17 protein-coding genes are annotated in these 15,628 nt (G+C 64.1%); 7 read left to right on the top strand and 10 right to left on the bottom strand.

Annotation, left to right across the window (positions count from 1 at the left end):
- Positions 1-34: 34 nt before the first annotated feature.
- The 5 genes from paaA to paaE are packed head-to-tail and all read left to right on the top strand — an operon-like array spanning position 35 to position 3,796.
- A complete protein-coding gene (paaA, locus tag ACTJK6_RS17360; protein WP_316871649.1) occupies positions 35-1,054 on the top strand; it encodes a 1,2-phenylacetyl-CoA epoxidase subunit PaaA in 1,020 nt (339 codons plus the stop codon).
- Positions 1,055-1,071: 17 nt separating this feature from the next.
- Positions 1,072-1,359: a 1,2-phenylacetyl-CoA epoxidase subunit PaaB gene (gene paaB, locus ACTJK6_RS17355; protein WP_004635034.1), complete on the top strand. Its 288-nt coding sequence runs from the start codon at positions 1,072-1,074 to the stop codon at positions 1,357-1,359.
- Between the two features lie 9 nt (positions 1,360-1,368).
- Positions 1,369-2,169, top strand: coding sequence for a 1,2-phenylacetyl-CoA epoxidase subunit PaaC (gene paaC, locus ACTJK6_RS17350; RefSeq protein ID WP_316871647.1), 801 nt, complete (start codon positions 1,369-1,371; stop codon positions 2,167-2,169).
- Positions 2,163-2,675, top strand: a complete 513-nt coding sequence (gene paaD, locus ACTJK6_RS17345; RefSeq protein ID WP_440839654.1) for a 1,2-phenylacetyl-CoA epoxidase subunit PaaD — start codon at positions 2,163-2,165, stop codon at positions 2,673-2,675. The genes paaC and paaD overlap by 7 nt, the downstream gene beginning before the upstream one ends.
- Positions 2,676-2,695: 20 nt before the next feature.
- The gene (paaE, locus tag ACTJK6_RS17340; RefSeq protein ID WP_440839653.1) at positions 2,696-3,796 is read left to right on the top strand and encodes a 1,2-phenylacetyl-CoA epoxidase subunit PaaE; all 1,101 of its coding nucleotides are present in this window, start codon (positions 2,696-2,698) and stop codon (positions 3,794-3,796) included.
- Positions 3,797-3,799: 3 nt separating this feature from the next.
- On the opposite strand, the gene ACTJK6_RS17335 is transcribed toward paaE, so the two are convergent.
- Together ACTJK6_RS17335 and pcaD are read right to left on the bottom strand one after the other, a co-directional pair.
- On the bottom strand, positions 3,800-4,429 hold the full coding sequence (locus ACTJK6_RS17335; RefSeq protein ID WP_316871644.1) for a TetR/AcrR family transcriptional regulator: 630 nt from the start codon (positions 4,427-4,429) through the stop codon (positions 3,800-3,802).
- Between the two features lie 64 nt (positions 4,430-4,493).
- The gene (gene pcaD, locus ACTJK6_RS17330) at positions 4,494-5,309 is read right to left on the bottom strand and encodes a 3-oxoadipate enol-lactonase (protein ID WP_440839652.1); all 816 of its coding nucleotides are present in this window, start codon (positions 5,307-5,309) and stop codon (positions 4,494-4,496) included.
- A gap of 111 nt (positions 5,310-5,420) precedes the next feature.
- On the opposite strand from pcaD, the gene ACTJK6_RS17325 reads away from it, so the two are divergent.
- Complete coding sequence (locus tag ACTJK6_RS17325; protein WP_440839651.1) at positions 5,421-6,371, top strand: LysR family transcriptional regulator; 951 nt, start codon at positions 5,421-5,423, stop codon at positions 6,369-6,371.
- A 131-nt stretch (positions 6,372-6,502) separates the two neighbouring features.
- Positions 6,503-7,321, top strand: coding sequence for a class I SAM-dependent methyltransferase (locus ACTJK6_RS17320; RefSeq protein ID WP_440839650.1), 819 nt, complete (start codon positions 6,503-6,505; stop codon positions 7,319-7,321).
- A gap of 70 nt (positions 7,322-7,391) precedes the next feature.
- Here the strand turns inward: ACTJK6_RS17320 and ACTJK6_RS17315 are convergent, their stop codons facing one another.
- The 8 genes from ACTJK6_RS17315 to ACTJK6_RS17280 form a co-directional block, all read right to left on the bottom strand.
- Positions 7,392-8,519 (bottom strand): acyltransferase family protein, encoded by a 1,128-nt coding sequence (locus ACTJK6_RS17315; protein WP_440839649.1) that lies wholly within the window; start codon positions 8,517-8,519, stop codon positions 7,392-7,394.
- 89 nt (positions 8,520-8,608) lie between these two features.
- A complete protein-coding gene (locus tag ACTJK6_RS17310; RefSeq protein WP_440839648.1) occupies positions 8,609-9,892 on the bottom strand; it encodes an RNA polymerase sigma factor in 1,284 nt (427 codons plus the stop codon).
- Positions 9,893-9,913: 21 nt separating this feature from the next.
- Positions 9,914-10,345, bottom strand: coding sequence for a YciI family protein (locus ACTJK6_RS17305; RefSeq protein ID WP_232039232.1), 432 nt, complete (start codon positions 10,343-10,345; stop codon positions 9,914-9,916).
- Between the two features lie 158 nt (positions 10,346-10,503).
- Positions 10,504-11,313 carry a hypothetical protein gene (locus ACTJK6_RS17300; RefSeq protein WP_440839647.1) on the bottom strand — a complete coding sequence of 270 codons (810 nt, stop codon included), beginning with the start codon at positions 11,311-11,313 and terminating at the stop codon, positions 10,504-10,506.
- 301 nt (positions 11,314-11,614) lie between these two features.
- On the bottom strand, positions 11,615-12,268 hold the full coding sequence (locus ACTJK6_RS17295; protein WP_024979306.1) for a GntR family transcriptional regulator: 654 nt from the start codon (positions 12,266-12,268) through the stop codon (positions 11,615-11,617).
- Positions 12,269-12,494: 226 nt separating this feature from the next.
- Positions 12,495-13,703 (bottom strand): porin, encoded by a 1,209-nt coding sequence (locus ACTJK6_RS17290; RefSeq protein ID WP_024979305.1) that lies wholly within the window; start codon positions 13,701-13,703, stop codon positions 12,495-12,497.
- Positions 13,704-13,771: 68 nt separating this feature from the next.
- Positions 13,772-15,124 (bottom strand): TRAP transporter large permease, encoded by a 1,353-nt coding sequence (locus ACTJK6_RS17285; protein WP_260803158.1) that lies wholly within the window; start codon positions 15,122-15,124, stop codon positions 13,772-13,774.
- 6 nt (positions 15,125-15,130) lie between these two features.
- Positions 15,131-15,619 (bottom strand): TRAP transporter small permease, encoded by a 489-nt coding sequence (locus ACTJK6_RS17280; RefSeq protein ID WP_440839646.1) that lies wholly within the window; start codon positions 15,617-15,619, stop codon positions 15,131-15,133.
- Between the last annotated feature and the right edge of the window lie 9 nt (positions 15,620-15,628).

Here is a 15,628-nt window from a genome sequence, read left to right as displayed (position 1 = left end):
CCGTGCACATGCCCAAAAGCGGCCGGAGGATCGCATGTACACCCAAAGCCTCGACCAGCCCGGCGGTCTGCCCACAGAGCAGGAACTGGCCGCCGCCTCCCAAGGCGAAGCCGAGTTGCAGGCGCGCTTTGATGCACGCATCGGGGCCGACCACAAGATCGAGCCGCAAGACTGGATGCCCGCGCCGTACCGCAAGACGCTGCTGCGGCAGATTTCGCAACACGCGCATTCCGAGGTGGTGGGCATGCTGCCCGAGGGCAACTGGATCAGCCGCGCGCCGTCGCTCAAGCGCAAGGCTATCCTCCTGGCCAAAGTGCAGGACGAAGCGGGCCACGGCCTCTATCTCTATTCCGCTGCAGAAACACTCGGCAGCTCACGCGACGAGATGATCGACGCGCTGCACGAGGGGCGCGCAAAGTATTCGTCGATCTTCAATTACCCGACGCTCTCTTGGGCAGACGTGGGCGTGATCGGCTGGCTGGTCGATGGCGCGGCGATCATGAATCAGGTCCCGCTGTGCCGCTGTTCGTATGGCCCATATGCGCGCGCCATGATCCGCATCTGCAAGGAAGAGTCGTTTCACCAGCGTCAGGGCTACGAGTCGTTGTTGACGATGATGGGAGGCACGCAGGCGCAGCGCGACATGGTGCAGGAAGCCGTCAACCGCTGGTGGTTTCCCGTGCTGATGATGTTTGGCCCGCCCGATACCGCATCGCCCAACAGCGCGCAAACCATGGCCTGGGGTATCAAGCGCATCTCGAACGACGACCTGCGGCAGCGGTTTGTTGATGCCACCGTGGAGCAGGCGCGCGTGCTCGGCGTGACGCTGCCCGACCCCGGCCTCACGTGGAACGAAGCCCGCGGCCACTACGATTTCTCGCCGCTCGATTGGTCCGAATTCAAGCGCGTGCTCGATGGCCACGGCCCCTGCAACCGCGAGCGCCTTGCCACCCGCAAACGTGCACACGAAGAAGGCGAGTGGGTGCGCGAAGCCGCGCTCGCCTACGCTCGCAAGCAGGCCGAACGCGCCGCCGCCAACCAACAAGCTGCCTGAACCGGAAGGAGCCCACCATGCATCAACACGAATGGCCGCTGTGGGAAGTGTTCATCCGCAGCAAGCAGGGCCTGGAGCACAAGCACTGCGGCAGCCTGCATGCGGTAGACGCCAAGCAGGCGCTGCAGATGGCGCGCGATGTCTACACGCGCCGGCAGGAAGGCGTCTCGATCTGGGTGGTGCCGTCGGCCGCCATCACTGCCAGCGAACCCGACGACAAGCCGATGCTGTTCGACCCGATGGCCGACAAGATCTATCGCCACCCGACGTTCTATCGGCTGCCCGATGAAGTCAACCACATGTGAGCCGCGGTGATGACTTCTGACGCGCATCTGCAATACATCCTTCGTCTGGCCGACAACGCGCTCATCCTCGGCCAGCGCAACGCGGAATGGACGGGCCATGGCCCCGTGCTGGAAGAAGACATCGCGCTGTCCAACCTGAGTCTTGACCTGATCGGCCAGGCGCGGTTGCTCTACACGCGCGCGGGGCAGATCGAAGGCAGGCTTACCGGTACACCGCGCACCGAGGATGAGTACGCCTACTGGCGTGCGGAGCCCGCTTTCCGCAATTACACGCTGCTGGAGCTGCCGCACGCAGGGCCGATGGTAGCGACCTCGGCAGCCGCGCGCGACTACGCTGTCACCATCGTCCGCCACTTCCTGTACGCGGCATTGATGGTGCCGCTTTGGGAAGCGTTGACGCGTTCGACCGACACCGAACTGGCCGCCATTGCCGCCAAATCGGTGAAGGAGATGCGTTACCACCTCGCCCATACGCGTGATTGGCTTGTGCGCTTCGGTGATGGCACCGATGAGTCGCATGCGCGGGCCCAAGCCGCGCTCGATTGGCTGATGCCATACACCAACGAAGTCTTCGCCACGGACGATGTTGAAACTGCCGTGGCCGAGGCCGGCATTGGCGTGCGCCCGGCAGACCTGCGTGACGCATGGGAAGCCACCGTGCGTGACGCGCTGGATGAGGCGACGCTGCGTTGGCCGGAGCCTGGCCCGTATGTCAGCACCGGCAAGCACGGCGTGCATTCCGAACATATGGGCTATCTGCTGGCCGAGATGCAGGGGCTGGCGCGCCAGTTCCCGGGGGCATCGTGGTAAGCGAGCGGTTGGCCCGCGCACGTATCGCGCTGGAGGCCGTCACCGACCCGGAGATTCCCGTGGTGACGATTGCCGAGCTTGGCATCCTGCGCGATGTGCAGCTCGACGAGGCCGGCACACTGGTGGCGACGATCACGCCTACGTATTCCGGCTGCCCCGCCATGGAGCAAATTGCCGATGATGTGAGTCGTGCGTTGCAGGCGGCAGACGTGGGTGCGTATCGCGTGCGCTCGGTGCTGTCGCCGGCATGGACGACCGATTGGATTACGACTGAAGGGCGCCGCAAGCTGCGCGACTTTGGTATTGCGCCGCCGGCACATGCGGCCGAAGCGGATGGTGCACGCCCGATTCGTCTTACTCGCCCAACGCAGGCCGAGCACATCGCCTGCCCGCAATGCGGATCGCACGATACGGTACTCATCTCCGCCTTCGGTTCGACAGCTTGCAAGGCGCTGTACCGCTGCCGCGCCTGTGGCGAGCCGTTCGACTATTTCAAGCCCTACTAAGCCCCCTGAGCGCGATCGCCATGACTCCGCAATTCCACCCCTTGCGTGTTGCCGAAGTGCGCGGCGAGACGGCCGATACGATTTCCGTGCGCTTTGACGTGCCGAACGATCTGCGTAGCGCATACCGCTTTACGCAGGGTCAGTTCCTGACGCTGCGCGTACCGCCGGGCCAACTGCCCGGACACGAAGAACTGCGGCGCTCGTATTCCATCTGCTGCGCCGTACAGGACTATGACGCGCACGGCGAGTTGCGTGTGGCAGTCAAGCGTGTCGATGCGGGGGTCTTCTCCAACCACTTGCACGACCGCATCCGCGTAGGCCAGACGCTCGATGTGCTGCCGCCAGACGGCCGCTTCTACGTGCCGCTTGCAGCCGACAGCGCCCGCCACTACGTCGCCTTTGCGGCTGGCAGCGGCATCACGCCCATCCTCTCGCTCATCAAGACGACGCTGGCGGCGGAGCCGCAGAGCCACTTCACGCTGGTCTATGGCAATCGCAGTGTCGACAGCATCATCTTTGGCGAAGCGCTCGAAGATTTGAAAGACCGCTACCTCGATCGCTTCGCCCTGTATCACGTGTTGTCGCGTCAGGCGCAGGAGATCGCGCTGTTCAACGGGCGGCTTGATGGCGCGAAGGTGCGCGCTTTTCTGGACACGCTGATCCCGCCCGACGATATCGATGCTGCCTTCATCTGTGGCCCGTCGACGATGATCGATGCGGTGGAGGCGGCGCTGCTCGAGCGCGGTGTGCCGCGCGAGCGCGTGCATGCCGAGCGCTTTGGCGTGCCGGTGGGCGACGCGACGGCGGTGGCCAAGCCGCGCAAGCATGCCGCCGTGGCGGGCGATGTCGCGCTCACCGTTGTGCTCGATGGCAAATTGCACGAGGTGCCGATGGCGGGCGACGCCAAGGTGCTGGACAGTGCGTTGAGTGCGGGGCTGGATCTGCCCTATGCGTGCAAGGGCGGCGTGTGCTGCACGTGCCGTGCCAAGGTGCTGGAAGGCCGTGTGGAGATGGACAAGAACTTCACCCTGGAAGACTGGGAGATCCAGCAGGGGTTTGTGCTGACCTGCCAGGCGCGGCCGCTCACGCAGCGCGTGGTGGTCAGCTATGACGAGCGTTGAACGTCAGCCTTTCGTGCCGCTCGGGCCAGCTAGCCCGCCCAGGCCGTTCTCCAGCATGTCGATCACCATTTCCGCATAGCCTTCGTACGAGAGCGGTCCGTCAGGTTTGAGCCAGGTGAACGTCCAGTTCATCATGCCGAAGAGCATCATCGTGATGGGCGTGCGGTTGGCTTCATCCACCTTGTCCGGGTAGGCGGCACCAAGTTGCCGCCCCACGGCTGCCACCACGTCCCGCTCGCGCGCGAGCACGATGTCGCGCTGTTCCGGCGCCAGGTATTTCACATCATTGAGCAAGGCCACATGCCGCGTGCGCGACGTGGCGTACTCGGCCAAAAACGTGCGGATCAGCAAATGCAATGTGGCGCGTGCCGAGAGCTTGGCATGGCGCGCGTCGCTCTCGGCGCGTTCAACCAGATCGGCCAGCCGGCGCGTGTAGCGGTCGAGCAGGTCGAAGAGGATGGCCTCCTTGCCTTCGTAGTAGTGATACAGGCGCGATTTCGAGCCGCCGCACGCAGCGGCAAGCTGGTTCATCGACACGCTCGGGTAGCTGTCGGCCGCAAAGGCTTCGGCGGCGGTGTCGAGCACGCTTTCGCGGCGTAGCTCGAATTCGTCTTCGTTCTTGACGCGGGACATGGCTGGCGGCACATCGGTTGGATGGCCGCCATGTTAACCGGCTGCGTTGCGGTGTGTCGATGTATCAAACAGTTTCGAGCACGCCCAGGAAATCCAGCACGGCTTCAAGGAACGCGTCCGGCAACTCCACGTTGGCAAGGTGCACGGTGTCCAGCATGTGCAGTTGCGCTCCTGGAATGGCGGCGGCAATTTCCTCGCCATGGCGGGCAGACGTCACGGTGTCGTGCTGACCGGCAATGACGAGCGTCGGATGCGTGATCAGCGTGATTGTGCGGCGCAGGTCGGCATCGCGCACCGCCGTCCACCCGCCGATGATGCCCTCGCGCGGCGTGGCCAGGAGTGTGCGGCGGAATGGATCAACGACTGGGTCGTTGGCCTCCAGCATCCGTGCTGGAAACCAGTTCCGCAGGAACGTTTCCGTCGTCGCTTGCATGTTGGGTGCTCGATTGAGCTCGACGATGGCCTGATCGAAATACTGTGTCGGGCCGATGTGCGCGGCGGTGTTGGAGAGGATCAGCCGGTCGATGCGCTCCGGAACATGGATCGCCAGCCATTGCGCCACGATGCCGCCCAGCGACAACCCCAGCATATGCACGCGCTGGATGCCCAGCGCATCGAGCAGTTCCACCACGTCACGACCGAGACGATCCATCGAATATGCGCCGGCCGGTGCATCCGAAGCGCCATGACCGCGCGCGTCGTAGCGCAGCACGTGAAAGTGCTCGGCCAGGCGCGGCACGCTCACGTCCCACATGTGCAGGTCGGTGCCGATGGAATTGGACAACAGCAGGACGGGCTTGCCCGCCGCGCCGTCGAAGCGATAGGCGATGCGTGTGCCGTCACCGGTGGAGATGAACGAGAGGTCGTTTCGGGTGGTCATGATGGGCTCCTGAGAAAGACGGTTGAAACGATTGGGATGTCGTCATCCTAGAAGCCGATGAGGTTCGGGGATACTATGAAGTTCTGACGAACTTTGTAGGTTTTGCCGACAATGCAGAACTTCACGCTTCACGAGCTGCAGTGCTTCGATGCGGTGGTGACGGGCGGCAGTTTTCAGGCGGCCGCCGACCGGCTGCATCGTTCGCACCCTTCCGTGTTTGCGGCGGTCGCCAAGCTGGAGGGGCAATTGGGTTTGTGCCTGCTGGACCGTAGCGGCTATCGCGTGCGCTTGACGGAGGCGGGGCGATCATTCCACCGCAAGGTGCAGTCCGTGCTGCGCGAAAGCGATGAACTGCGGACTCATGCAAAGCAGCTGGCGATGGGCGAGGAAGCCGAGCTACGCGTGGTGCTGGGTGACCTGTGCCCGCTGCAGCCCGTGCTGGCATTGCTCAGCCAGTTCTTCGGTCAGTGCCCGCAGACGCGTCTGCAATTGCAGTTTGAGGCCGTCACCGGACCGTGGGAGCGCTTGCTGGAAGACGACACTGACCTGATCGTCCACCGCGTGCCGAAAGGGGATGTGCGCATGGAGTGGATCGACCTGGGCAAGATCGCCATGGTGCCGGTGGTGGCGCCGGGCTTTCTCCCGTTTCCCATCACACCGGCAGTGACGGCACAGCAGATGCAGCGCTTCATGCAGTGCGTCATCAATGATTCGGCGCGGAACCCACCGGAGCAATCCCACTACGTCATCGAAGGGGCGCCGCAGTGCGCCGTGCCCGATCAGTTGATGAAGAAAGAGCTGATCCTCCACGGCATGGCGTGGGGGCATCTGCCGCGGTTCCTGATCGATGCGGAATTGCGCGAAGGGGCATTGCTGTCGATTGCGGGGCGGCATTTTCCTGGCATGGTGCAGGAGCTGGCGGTTGCACGACGGCGGGATCAGCCGCACGGGCCCGTCGCCAATCGGCTGTGGGATTTTCTTGGCGACCACGCACCGTTGCTCAAGCCGTCGTTGGGGCGCATGCCCCGTCAGGCGGGGGCGGCCGTCAGAAAGCGTGCGTAATCCCGCGCCTTGCCGGCTCCTTCATGCCTTGGCAGGCATGTCATCTAGTCGACTTGGCGGAGTGCCCGCCGCGCGGTTCCGGACTATAACCATTCATACCCAAGCATCCTCTTGGGCAAAGGTGGTGAACGATGGCTGCGCATGGCACCGATCAGGTCTTCTCCGGTTCGATTCCCGAGCTGTATGACACGCTGCTGGTCCCGTTGATCTTCGAGCCCTATGCGGTGGACATGGCTGCGCGGGCGGCGGCATGTCAGCCGAAGCGCGTGCTGGAAGTTGCCGCAGGTACCGGAGCAGTGACGCGCGCACTGGCGCGTGCACTACCCGCAACCACGGAGATTGTCGCAACAGACCTGAACCTGCCGATGCTCGATCGCGCGGCCGCCGTGGGCACGGACCGGCCCGTGACATGGCAGCAGGCCGACGCCCAGCAACTGCCGTTTGCCGACGGCTCTTTCGATCTGGTGATCTGCCAGTTTGGCGCGATGTTCTTCCCCGACCGGCCCAGGGCCTTTGCTGAGGCGCGTCGTGTGCTGACACCGGGCGGCAAGCTGCTCTTGAGCGTGTGGGGCCGGATTGAAGACAACGACTTCGCAAATGTGGTGACGAAGGCGCTGGTGCAGCGCTTTCCCGAGAATCCGCCCATGTTTCTGGCGCGCACGCCGCATGGCCATTACGACCCGGCGCCGATTCAAGCCGACGCCCGTGCGGGCGGTTTTACCGCAGACGTCATGTACGACGTTGTTGCAGCGCGCAGCCGGGCAGAGACGGCACGCGGGGTGGCCATCGCCTATTGCCAGGGCACACCGGTGCGCGGCGAACTGGAGGCATTCGGCCCCGATGCACTGACCGACGCCACCGAAGTATGTACCGATGCATTGACGGCGCAGTTCGGCCCGGGCCCAGTCGAGGGCAAGATCCAGGCGTTGATGTTCAGCGTGACAGCTTGAGGGGGAGCTGCTAGCGGCATCGGCATCGGCATCGCGTTACGCATCGCAGGTGGTGCGGAGGCGTCGCAGCTCAAGATTCTTGTTGGCCCAGGCGCATACGCGAGGCGTGTCGACGGTTGCGCATCCAGTCGACGGCGCGGCGGCCCAGGGCGATGGACGGTCGCTCGACATAGCGATGCAGCAGCATGGCCAACACCAGCGTGAGCGCAAGGTTGACGGCAAACAGCATCAACTGCGTGCCGATCCATTCCGGCGCCAGCCTGCCTACCAGTCGGTGCGTGGCTTCGATCACGCTCGGGTGCACGAGGTAGAGCGCGTATGACAGCTCACCCAGCCAAACGGCGACGCGCGGCACGCGAAGCTCGCCGCAGTGCTCCATGGCCACCATGCCGATCAGCAAAGCGCCTGCGGGCAAGCTCCGGCCGAGCAGATCGAACTTCGGAAGCGGGCCAACGACCGACATCAAGAACGTTGCTACGCCTACTGCCATCAGCCCCCGCGCAACTGCCGGCGTTAGACGATGCCGATGCGCCGAATACAGCCATGCCAGCCCCGCGCCGAGCAGGAACTCCAGCACTAGTGTGTTTGCCGCCATGGCCTCCAGCGGTGTGGCCCAGGCGTAAAGCGCATCTGGATTGCGCTGGACGAAACCGCTGTGCCAGAACGGCACAATGATGGTCGTTGTGAACAACGACAGTGCCACCAGCCCCAGCGCACGCCGGCCGAACAGCGCAAGCCCCACCGCGCACAGCCCATAGAAGAACACCTCGTAGTTGAGCGACCAGCCTACATACAGTGCCGGATACCCGAAGTACGGTGCATCCACATTGGCCTGCGGCACAAACGCGAGCGACGTGAGCAAAACGCCGGCCGACACCGGGTTGAGCCACGTGGAATGCAGCACCGACATCAACCAGTAAGGCGGCGCCAGCCTGAATGCACGCTTGACGAGAAATTCGCCGGCCGGCTCAGGCCCCTTCGGGCCAAGAATGGCGACCCACGCAATGATGAAACCGCTGATGACGAAGAACACATCAACCCCTACATGACCGCGCTTGATCACATGTGTGGTCAGCCACGCAAGGGCAGGGATGTCGGTGTGGGCCAGGGCCAGCCCGGAGTGGAACACCACCACATACAGCGCGGCAAAGCCCCGCAGCGCCTGAATGCTGAGAAGGGAAGACGGAGAACGGTTCACGCAGGATGGACGGCCGCAGCGCAATCAAGGTTCCGCGGCGGTCGTGTTGTCGACAAGCCAATCTGCGTAGCAAGCAGCGTGCCGCGGTGTTACTCCGAGGACGCGCACTTGGCTGCGCGCTCCAGCAAAAGCGCGCGTTCCTGCCGATTGTGTGCGAGTGCAGCAGCGCGCTCGTACTCCACGCGGGCTTCCTCCATGCGGTTAAGGCGCGCAAGAAAATCGGCGCGTACGCTGGGCAGCAGGTGATAGCTGCGCAACGCCGGTTCGGCGAGCAGCGTATCGACGATGTCGAGGCCGGCTTGCGGCCCATACGCCATGGCTACAGCAACGGCACGGTTGAGTTCGACGACGGGCGAGGGCGAGAGCTGGGCGAGCGCGTCGTACAGCGCGGCAATGCGTGTCCAGTCGGTTTGTTCGGCAGTGCGCGCGCTTGCATGGCATGCCGCAATGGCCGCTTGCAGCCCATAAGGGCCAAGCCCGCGCCCGCAGGCTTCGGCTTGTGCCAGCGCCGCAAAGCCACGCTGGATAAGCAGGTAATCCCAACGGCTGCGGTCCTGCTCCATCAGGAGGATGGGCTGGCCGCCGGGGCCCACGCGTGCACGCAGGCGCGAGGCTTGAAGCTCCATCAGCGCAAGCCAGCCAAGCACTTCCGGCTCGCCTGGCATGAGCCCCGCCAGGATGCGGCCCAGGCGCTGCGCCTCTTCACACAGCGTGGGGCGCGTCCAGTCGTCACCGGCGGTAGCGGCATAGCCTTCGTTGAAGACGAGATAGATCACCTGCAGCACGGCCGAAAGCCGCTCGGGTAACGCTTCGGGCTCGGGCAGCTCGAACGGCACGTGTGCTGCAGAGAGCGTCTTCTTGGCGCGCACAATGCGCTGCGCCACCGTGGGTTCCGGCACCAGAAACGCGCGGGCGATCTCGTGTGTGGTCAGCCCGCCAAGCAGCCGTAGTGTGAGCGCCACGCGGGCTTCGTGCGGCAGCACCGGATGGCAAGAAATGAAGACCAGCCGCAGCAGATCGTCGCCGATGGCGGCTTCGCGCGCTGTTTCGGCATCGGCCTCGGCTAGCTCCTGTTCGATCCCAAGCTGGATGGCAAGCAGCGCATGTTTTTGCTCCGCCAGCGTGTGATGGCGCAGCCGGTCAATGGCGCGGTGTTTGGCGGTGGCAGTAAGCCAGGCGGCCGGATTATCGGGGATACCGGACGCAGGCCACTGCTCCAGCGCCGCGACCAGCGCATCCTGCGCCAGTTCTTCGGCCAGCCCCACGTCGCGCAACAGGCGTGCAAGCCCGGCAATGATCCTGGCCGATTCAATGCGCCACACCGCATCGATGGTGCGGTGGATGGCGAGTGCATCGGGCGTCGAACCGGCCATGACGGTGCCGCTTATTGCCGCTTATTGCTGCCTGGCCGCCAGTTCTGCGCGCAGGCGGTCTTCGCGCTCGCGGGCTTCGGGTGTGAACTCCGCACCAAAATCTTCCGCTTCAAACACGCGCCGGATTTCCAGCCGCACGTTGCCGCCGGCATCCAGTGCGGGCCAGCGCTTGACCCACTCCAGTGCTTCTTCTTCCGACTTGACCTGCAACATGGTGTAGCCGGCGATCAGCTCCTTCGCTTCGGCAAACGGGCCATCGATCACGGTCGGCTTGCCATGCTTGAATTCCACGCGTGCGCCGCGCGAGCTGGGATGCAGCCCTTCGCCGCCCAGCAGCACGCCTGCCTTGGCCAAGTCTTCCATGTACTTGCCCATGGCGGTGAGCAGTTCTTCGCTTGGCATGACGGCGGCTTCGGTGTCTTTGTCGGCCAGACGCAGAATCATGAATCGCATGGTGCTTCTCCTTCAGTTCGATTGGGTTGGAGGCGACGGATGATGTTCGCGCCTCTACTTGCACGTCGAATGAAGGGTGGGCGGAATCGACAGACCTGGCAAGCGAAAATGTAACAAGATGTAGCGGTGGCGATGCCTGACGAGCGCGCCACTGCCGTTCAACGGCATTTGACCTCGTAGTCGACAACGTGCGGCGGGTCGTCCTCCCCCGCGGTGGTCACGGTCAGCTTGCCTGCGGGGCTGGTGTAGCTGAAGTCGCAGTAGGCGAGGCCGGTGCCCGCACAGTTTTCGGTTTCCACCAGGCCCTGCTTGACCAGGGCGCTCTGGCGCGGCTCACCGTTGGGGCCGCCTCGTACCGGTTTCCAGCCCTTGGCGGCAAGTGCCTTGCGGGCCTTGCCGATCGGCATGCCATAGATCGTCGGCACCTTGGCGCGGCCATGGCAGACGGCATCTTCGTCGGCAATTTTGCCCAGCCGCACCGTGCCATCAGCGTCGACACGCAAGTCACCGACCGGCGACGCAACCATGTCGCCGTCCCACACGCGCACGGCGCCGCCTTCGAGCGCAGTAAGGGTGCCGATGGCGGTGTCTTCGGCGGATTTGCCGTAGGCCAGCGCGACGAGCTTGTCGTTGTCGAACACGGCCACGTTGCCTTGCGTGATGTTGCAGGTTGCGCTGGTACCGGCTTCCAGGCGGCCCGCAAAACTGATGGCGCGATACGTGCCGGAAGATGCCGAGCCAAGCGGCACATCGGCCATCACCGCCCAGCCTTGTGCCGCTACCTGCCTGGCTGGTGCCGACACGGGCTTCATGACGGCCTGGGGGCAGTCATCGCGGTCGCTCTTGCTGCCATTGGCCTTGGGCAGCACGTTCAGCGCCTTGATGCGGATGTCCTTTACATCGGAGGCCACACGCAGGGCGTTTGTTTGCGCCAACGTTGGCAACGAGAGTGCCAGGCTGAGTGCCAATACGGCACTGCACAAGGTGCTCGGCAAAGGATTCACGGAAGTGGAATTCGGCATGGAGTGGCGTTGCATGGGGAGCGAGTCGGTCCGACATGATCCACTGCGCATGTGAATCGAGGATTAACAGCGAGCCAAGGTCGAACGAAAGGTGAATTCGGCAGATCGATTCGGGAATGTAAATTCCCGATGTTCCACGCGTCGGCGCCGAAGCCGCTCACGGTGGTGCAGGCTGGCGAAGGCCGTGCATCGACACGGTTGAACAGGCGGCCGCCCCAGCCCGAAGCGGCCACTCGCCCGAACCTGCCTAGATGGTGAAGTACTCCGGACGCAGCCGGCGGGTAATTTCCAGCACCGGCAGCACATGGTCCAGGTGCTCACGCATGGCGCGCACGGCGCGTTTCGGATTGTTGGAGGCGAGGGCGTCGATCACCGCGCGGTGCTCGGCCAGGACTTCAGTCATGCGGCCCTCGAGCGGGAGCGTCAGCAGCCGGTAGCGGTCGATCTGCGTTTTGACTTCCAGGATGATCTGCCAGACGCCGGGGTAGCCGGACAGCTCGGCCAGCGTGGCGTGAAAGGCTTCGTCGGTGCGGAAGAAGCCGCGCCGGTTGCTCTCGCGCACGCATTGCGCTTGCCGTTCGAGCACGACGTTCAGCTTGTGGATGCCTTCGGGCGTCATGCGCTCGGCAGCCTTCTCGATGATGGCGACTTCCAGCGCACCACGCACGAGCATGGCTTCTTCCAGCGTGTTGAGCGGAATGCGCGACACGAACGTCCCGACACGGGCCTGGACATCGATCAGCCCTTCCTCCGCCAACCGCTGGACGGCCTCATGAACGGGGGTACGGCTGGTGCCAAATTCTTCTGCGAGATCCTTCTCGACGATGCGCGTTCCGGGTAGCAGTTCCATCTCGACAATCCGCTCACGCAGCTTCAGATACACGCGTCGGGCGGCGGTCATGGTGGCCTCGTCCTCAGGGGGCGAGGGGAAAGGGCGCGAAGTCATACAGCTCGCAACGAGTTCGGGAGGAAGTGGAAGGGATCGCAACGGCGCGGCCTGAGGTGTCGATGCGGTCAGAGACCAAGGGCAGCGCGGGCACCATGATAGCGGCAAACTCCGCGCACTTGAACTGAGGTGAACCCGGTCACAGCGTCCGGGCGGACGCCGTGACCGGCGTTCAAACCGGTCAGAACCGGTGGATCATGCCGACAGCCACGGTAAGTTGCGACCCGGTTGCCGAGGGCGCGCCGTTCTGGCCATCGCCGATGGACGCCGTGGCATCGATGATGCCCCCCGTGGGGGAGATCGTCTTACCCTTGGCTTTCTGATACGCCTCCAGCAGGTACAGGCCCGTGCGCTTGGAGAAGCTGTAGTACTGCGACAGGTTGAACTGGTGATATGTCGCCGCGTCCGCAATGCCGTTGGCCTTGGTGGCGCGCGTGTACGAATAGCCGGCCGCCAGGTCGAGCGTCGGGGTGGCCTTGTAGTGCAGGACGGCGCCGCCGGTGTTGAAGATCGCCTCGCTGGCGAACTTGGAGTTCACGCCGGGGATGTACTGCACGTTGGAGTACGACACCGACACGTCCCATGCCGGCGAGAACGTGTACGAACCGAGCACGGCAAAGCGCTGTTGCGCCGCCGCCAGTTGGTAGCCCGCGTTGATGGCGGACACGGCCGGCTGGCTGCCGTTGTTGGACAGCGCCGAGTTCGCGCCCCAGGCACCGCCACCCACCGTCGAGTTGTTCACGCGCATGAAACCGGCACCCACGCCGACCGGGCCATTGGCATAGCGCGCGGCAAAGCTCCAGGTCGAACCGTTGCCCACGCTGCCCGGCGTTTCGCCCATGCCGTAGGAGCCGCTGAAGGTCACGCCGCCCAGTGTGGGCGAGGTATAGACCACGGAGTTGTTGACGCGGTAGTTGGTGTCGAGCGAGTCGATGTCGCCCGGGTGCGCACCGTAGAAGCCGGTCAGCCAGTTGATCGGGCTGTACGGGGCCAGGATCGAGAAGTACGCCGTGTACTGGCGGCCCAGCGTAACGGTGCCCAGCTCGCGGTTGGCCAGACCGACGAAGGCCTGGCGGTTGAACATCAGCCCCGAGACCGATTGCGAGCCCGTGTCGCCGTTAAAGCCTTCTTCAAGCACGAACTGCGCGCTGTTGCCACCGCCCAGGTCTTCGTTGCCCTTGAAGCCGAAGCGGCTGCCCGACCAGATGCCGCTGTTCTGCTTGACGACCGAATGGCCGTTCGACGTGGAGCCGACCGAGGTCTGGTTGCTCTGATACCCGACCGACACGTCGATGTTGCCGTACAGCGTGACGCTGCTCTGCGCGTACGCCGATCCGGCGATCCCTCCCGTGAGTGCGATCGCTGCCGCGATTGCTACTTGGCTCTTCATGATGACTCCTTCCTTGATGTCGCAGCCGTGGCTGCATGTTGGTTATTCGTTTTGGATTGGGTATGCGCTCAGAACACCGGGTGCCCGTTGATCACGCTCGGCAGCCAGGTCGAGAAGAACGGCATGTACGTCACCACATTGATGGCGGTGAAGATGGCGAGGTAGTAGGGCCAGGCGATCTTGGTGGTCTCGCCGATGGAGACTTCGCCGATGGCGCAGCCGACAAACTGCACCGAGCCGATGGGCGGATGCACCAGCCCCAGCGAGCAGTTGAGCAGCAGCATGATCCCGAACTGCACGGGGCCGACGCCGCAATGCATGGCCATGGGCAGGAACAACGGCGTGGTGATCAGGATGTGCGCCGCCATGTCGACGAACGTGCCCAGGAACACCTGCAGGATGTTGATGTAGAGCAGCATCAGCCAGGGTGCGGCGCTGGTCTGCGTGAGCATCTGCTCGATGGCGTCCGGGATCTCCAGGTAGGCCATCTGGAAGCGCAGCATGTTCGATACGGCAATCAGCAGCAGCACCACGCCGGTAGTCTTGGCGGCGTGGGCCAGCGCACGACGAAACTTGCTCCACGTCATGGAGCGATAGACGAGCACCGTCAGGCACAGCGAATAGGCGACTGCGATGGCGGCGGCTTCGGTGGCGGTGGCAATGCCCATGGCCACGCACACCAGGATCAGCGCGATCACCATCAGGCCCGGAACTGCGCCCACAAAGGCACGTGCCACGGCAAACCAGCCGGGGAAAGGCGGCAGCTCGGTCGAGCCGTCGGCGCGGCGCGGGAAACCGTAGCGCTTGGCTTGCCAGTAGGCGGCAATCAGCACGAAGCCCATGACCCACAGCACCGGCAGCAGCCCCGAGAACAGCAGGTCGCCAATCGACACGCCGCTCACCTGCTGGCCGTTGAGCGAGCCCACAATGCCCTGCGCCGCAAAGGCGTAGATGATCATGTTGGTGGAAGTCGGCATGAGCGCGCCGGCCAGCGAGGCATGCGTGGTCACGTTGACGGCGTAGGCGGCGCTGTAGCCTTCGCGCTTCATCAGCGGGATTACCACGCCACCCATGGCCGACGTGTCGGCGGTGGGCGAGCCCGAGACGCCGCCGAACAGCGTGCAGGCCACCACGTTGGCCATGCCCAGGCCACCGCGGAAGTGCCCCACCAGGGATTGCGCGAAGCGCAGGATGCGGTCTGCAATGCCGCCGTGCAGCATCAGCTCGCCCGACAGGATGAAGAACGGCACGGCCAGGAACGAGAACGCGTTCATGCCCGAGATCATCGACTGCATGGCGGTGGCCGCCGGCAGACCCTCGTGCAGATACGTCAGCACGCATGACAGGCCGAGCGCGAACGAAACCGGCACGCCCAGCAGAAGAAACGCCAGAAAACTGACGGAGAGAATGGCGAGATCCATGGTGACTTAACTTGCGTCTTGCGCGAACAGCCCGATCAGGCGTTCGAGAGCGAACAGGGCGATGGCGACACTGGCCACGATGGGAATCCAGTAGCGGACGGCTTCCGGCAGGCCGAGGATGGGGATGCGGTCACTGAACGTGGTTTCGGCCATGTCGAAGCAGCCGATGAAGATCACCACGGCAAAGGCGATCAGACAGAGCTTCTGCAGCACGTGCGCGGCGCGCTTGCCGCCCGCGGGCAGGCGTTCGACAAAGGAATCCAGGCCGATATGGCCGCCTTCGCGCACCTTGAGCGCGGCCCCGAACATGGCAATGGCCACCACCATGAGCAGGGCGATGGGTTCAACAAAATCCGGCGCGTTGTTGAAGACGTAGCGCATGATCACGCCGTAGAAGACAAGCACGGTCAGCGTGGCCAGGCATGACGCCGCCACAAGCGTGAGCACGAGCGCAAACGCATCGTTGATGCGTTTGAGGAAAGACATCGATTGCATGCTGAACCT

The organism is Ralstonia sp. 22086 (genome assembly GCF_052045975.1).
GTDB lineage: Bacteria > Pseudomonadota > Gammaproteobacteria > Burkholderiales > Burkholderiaceae > Ralstonia > Ralstonia wenshanensis.
This window is presented reverse-complemented; position numbering and strand designations above follow the sequence as displayed.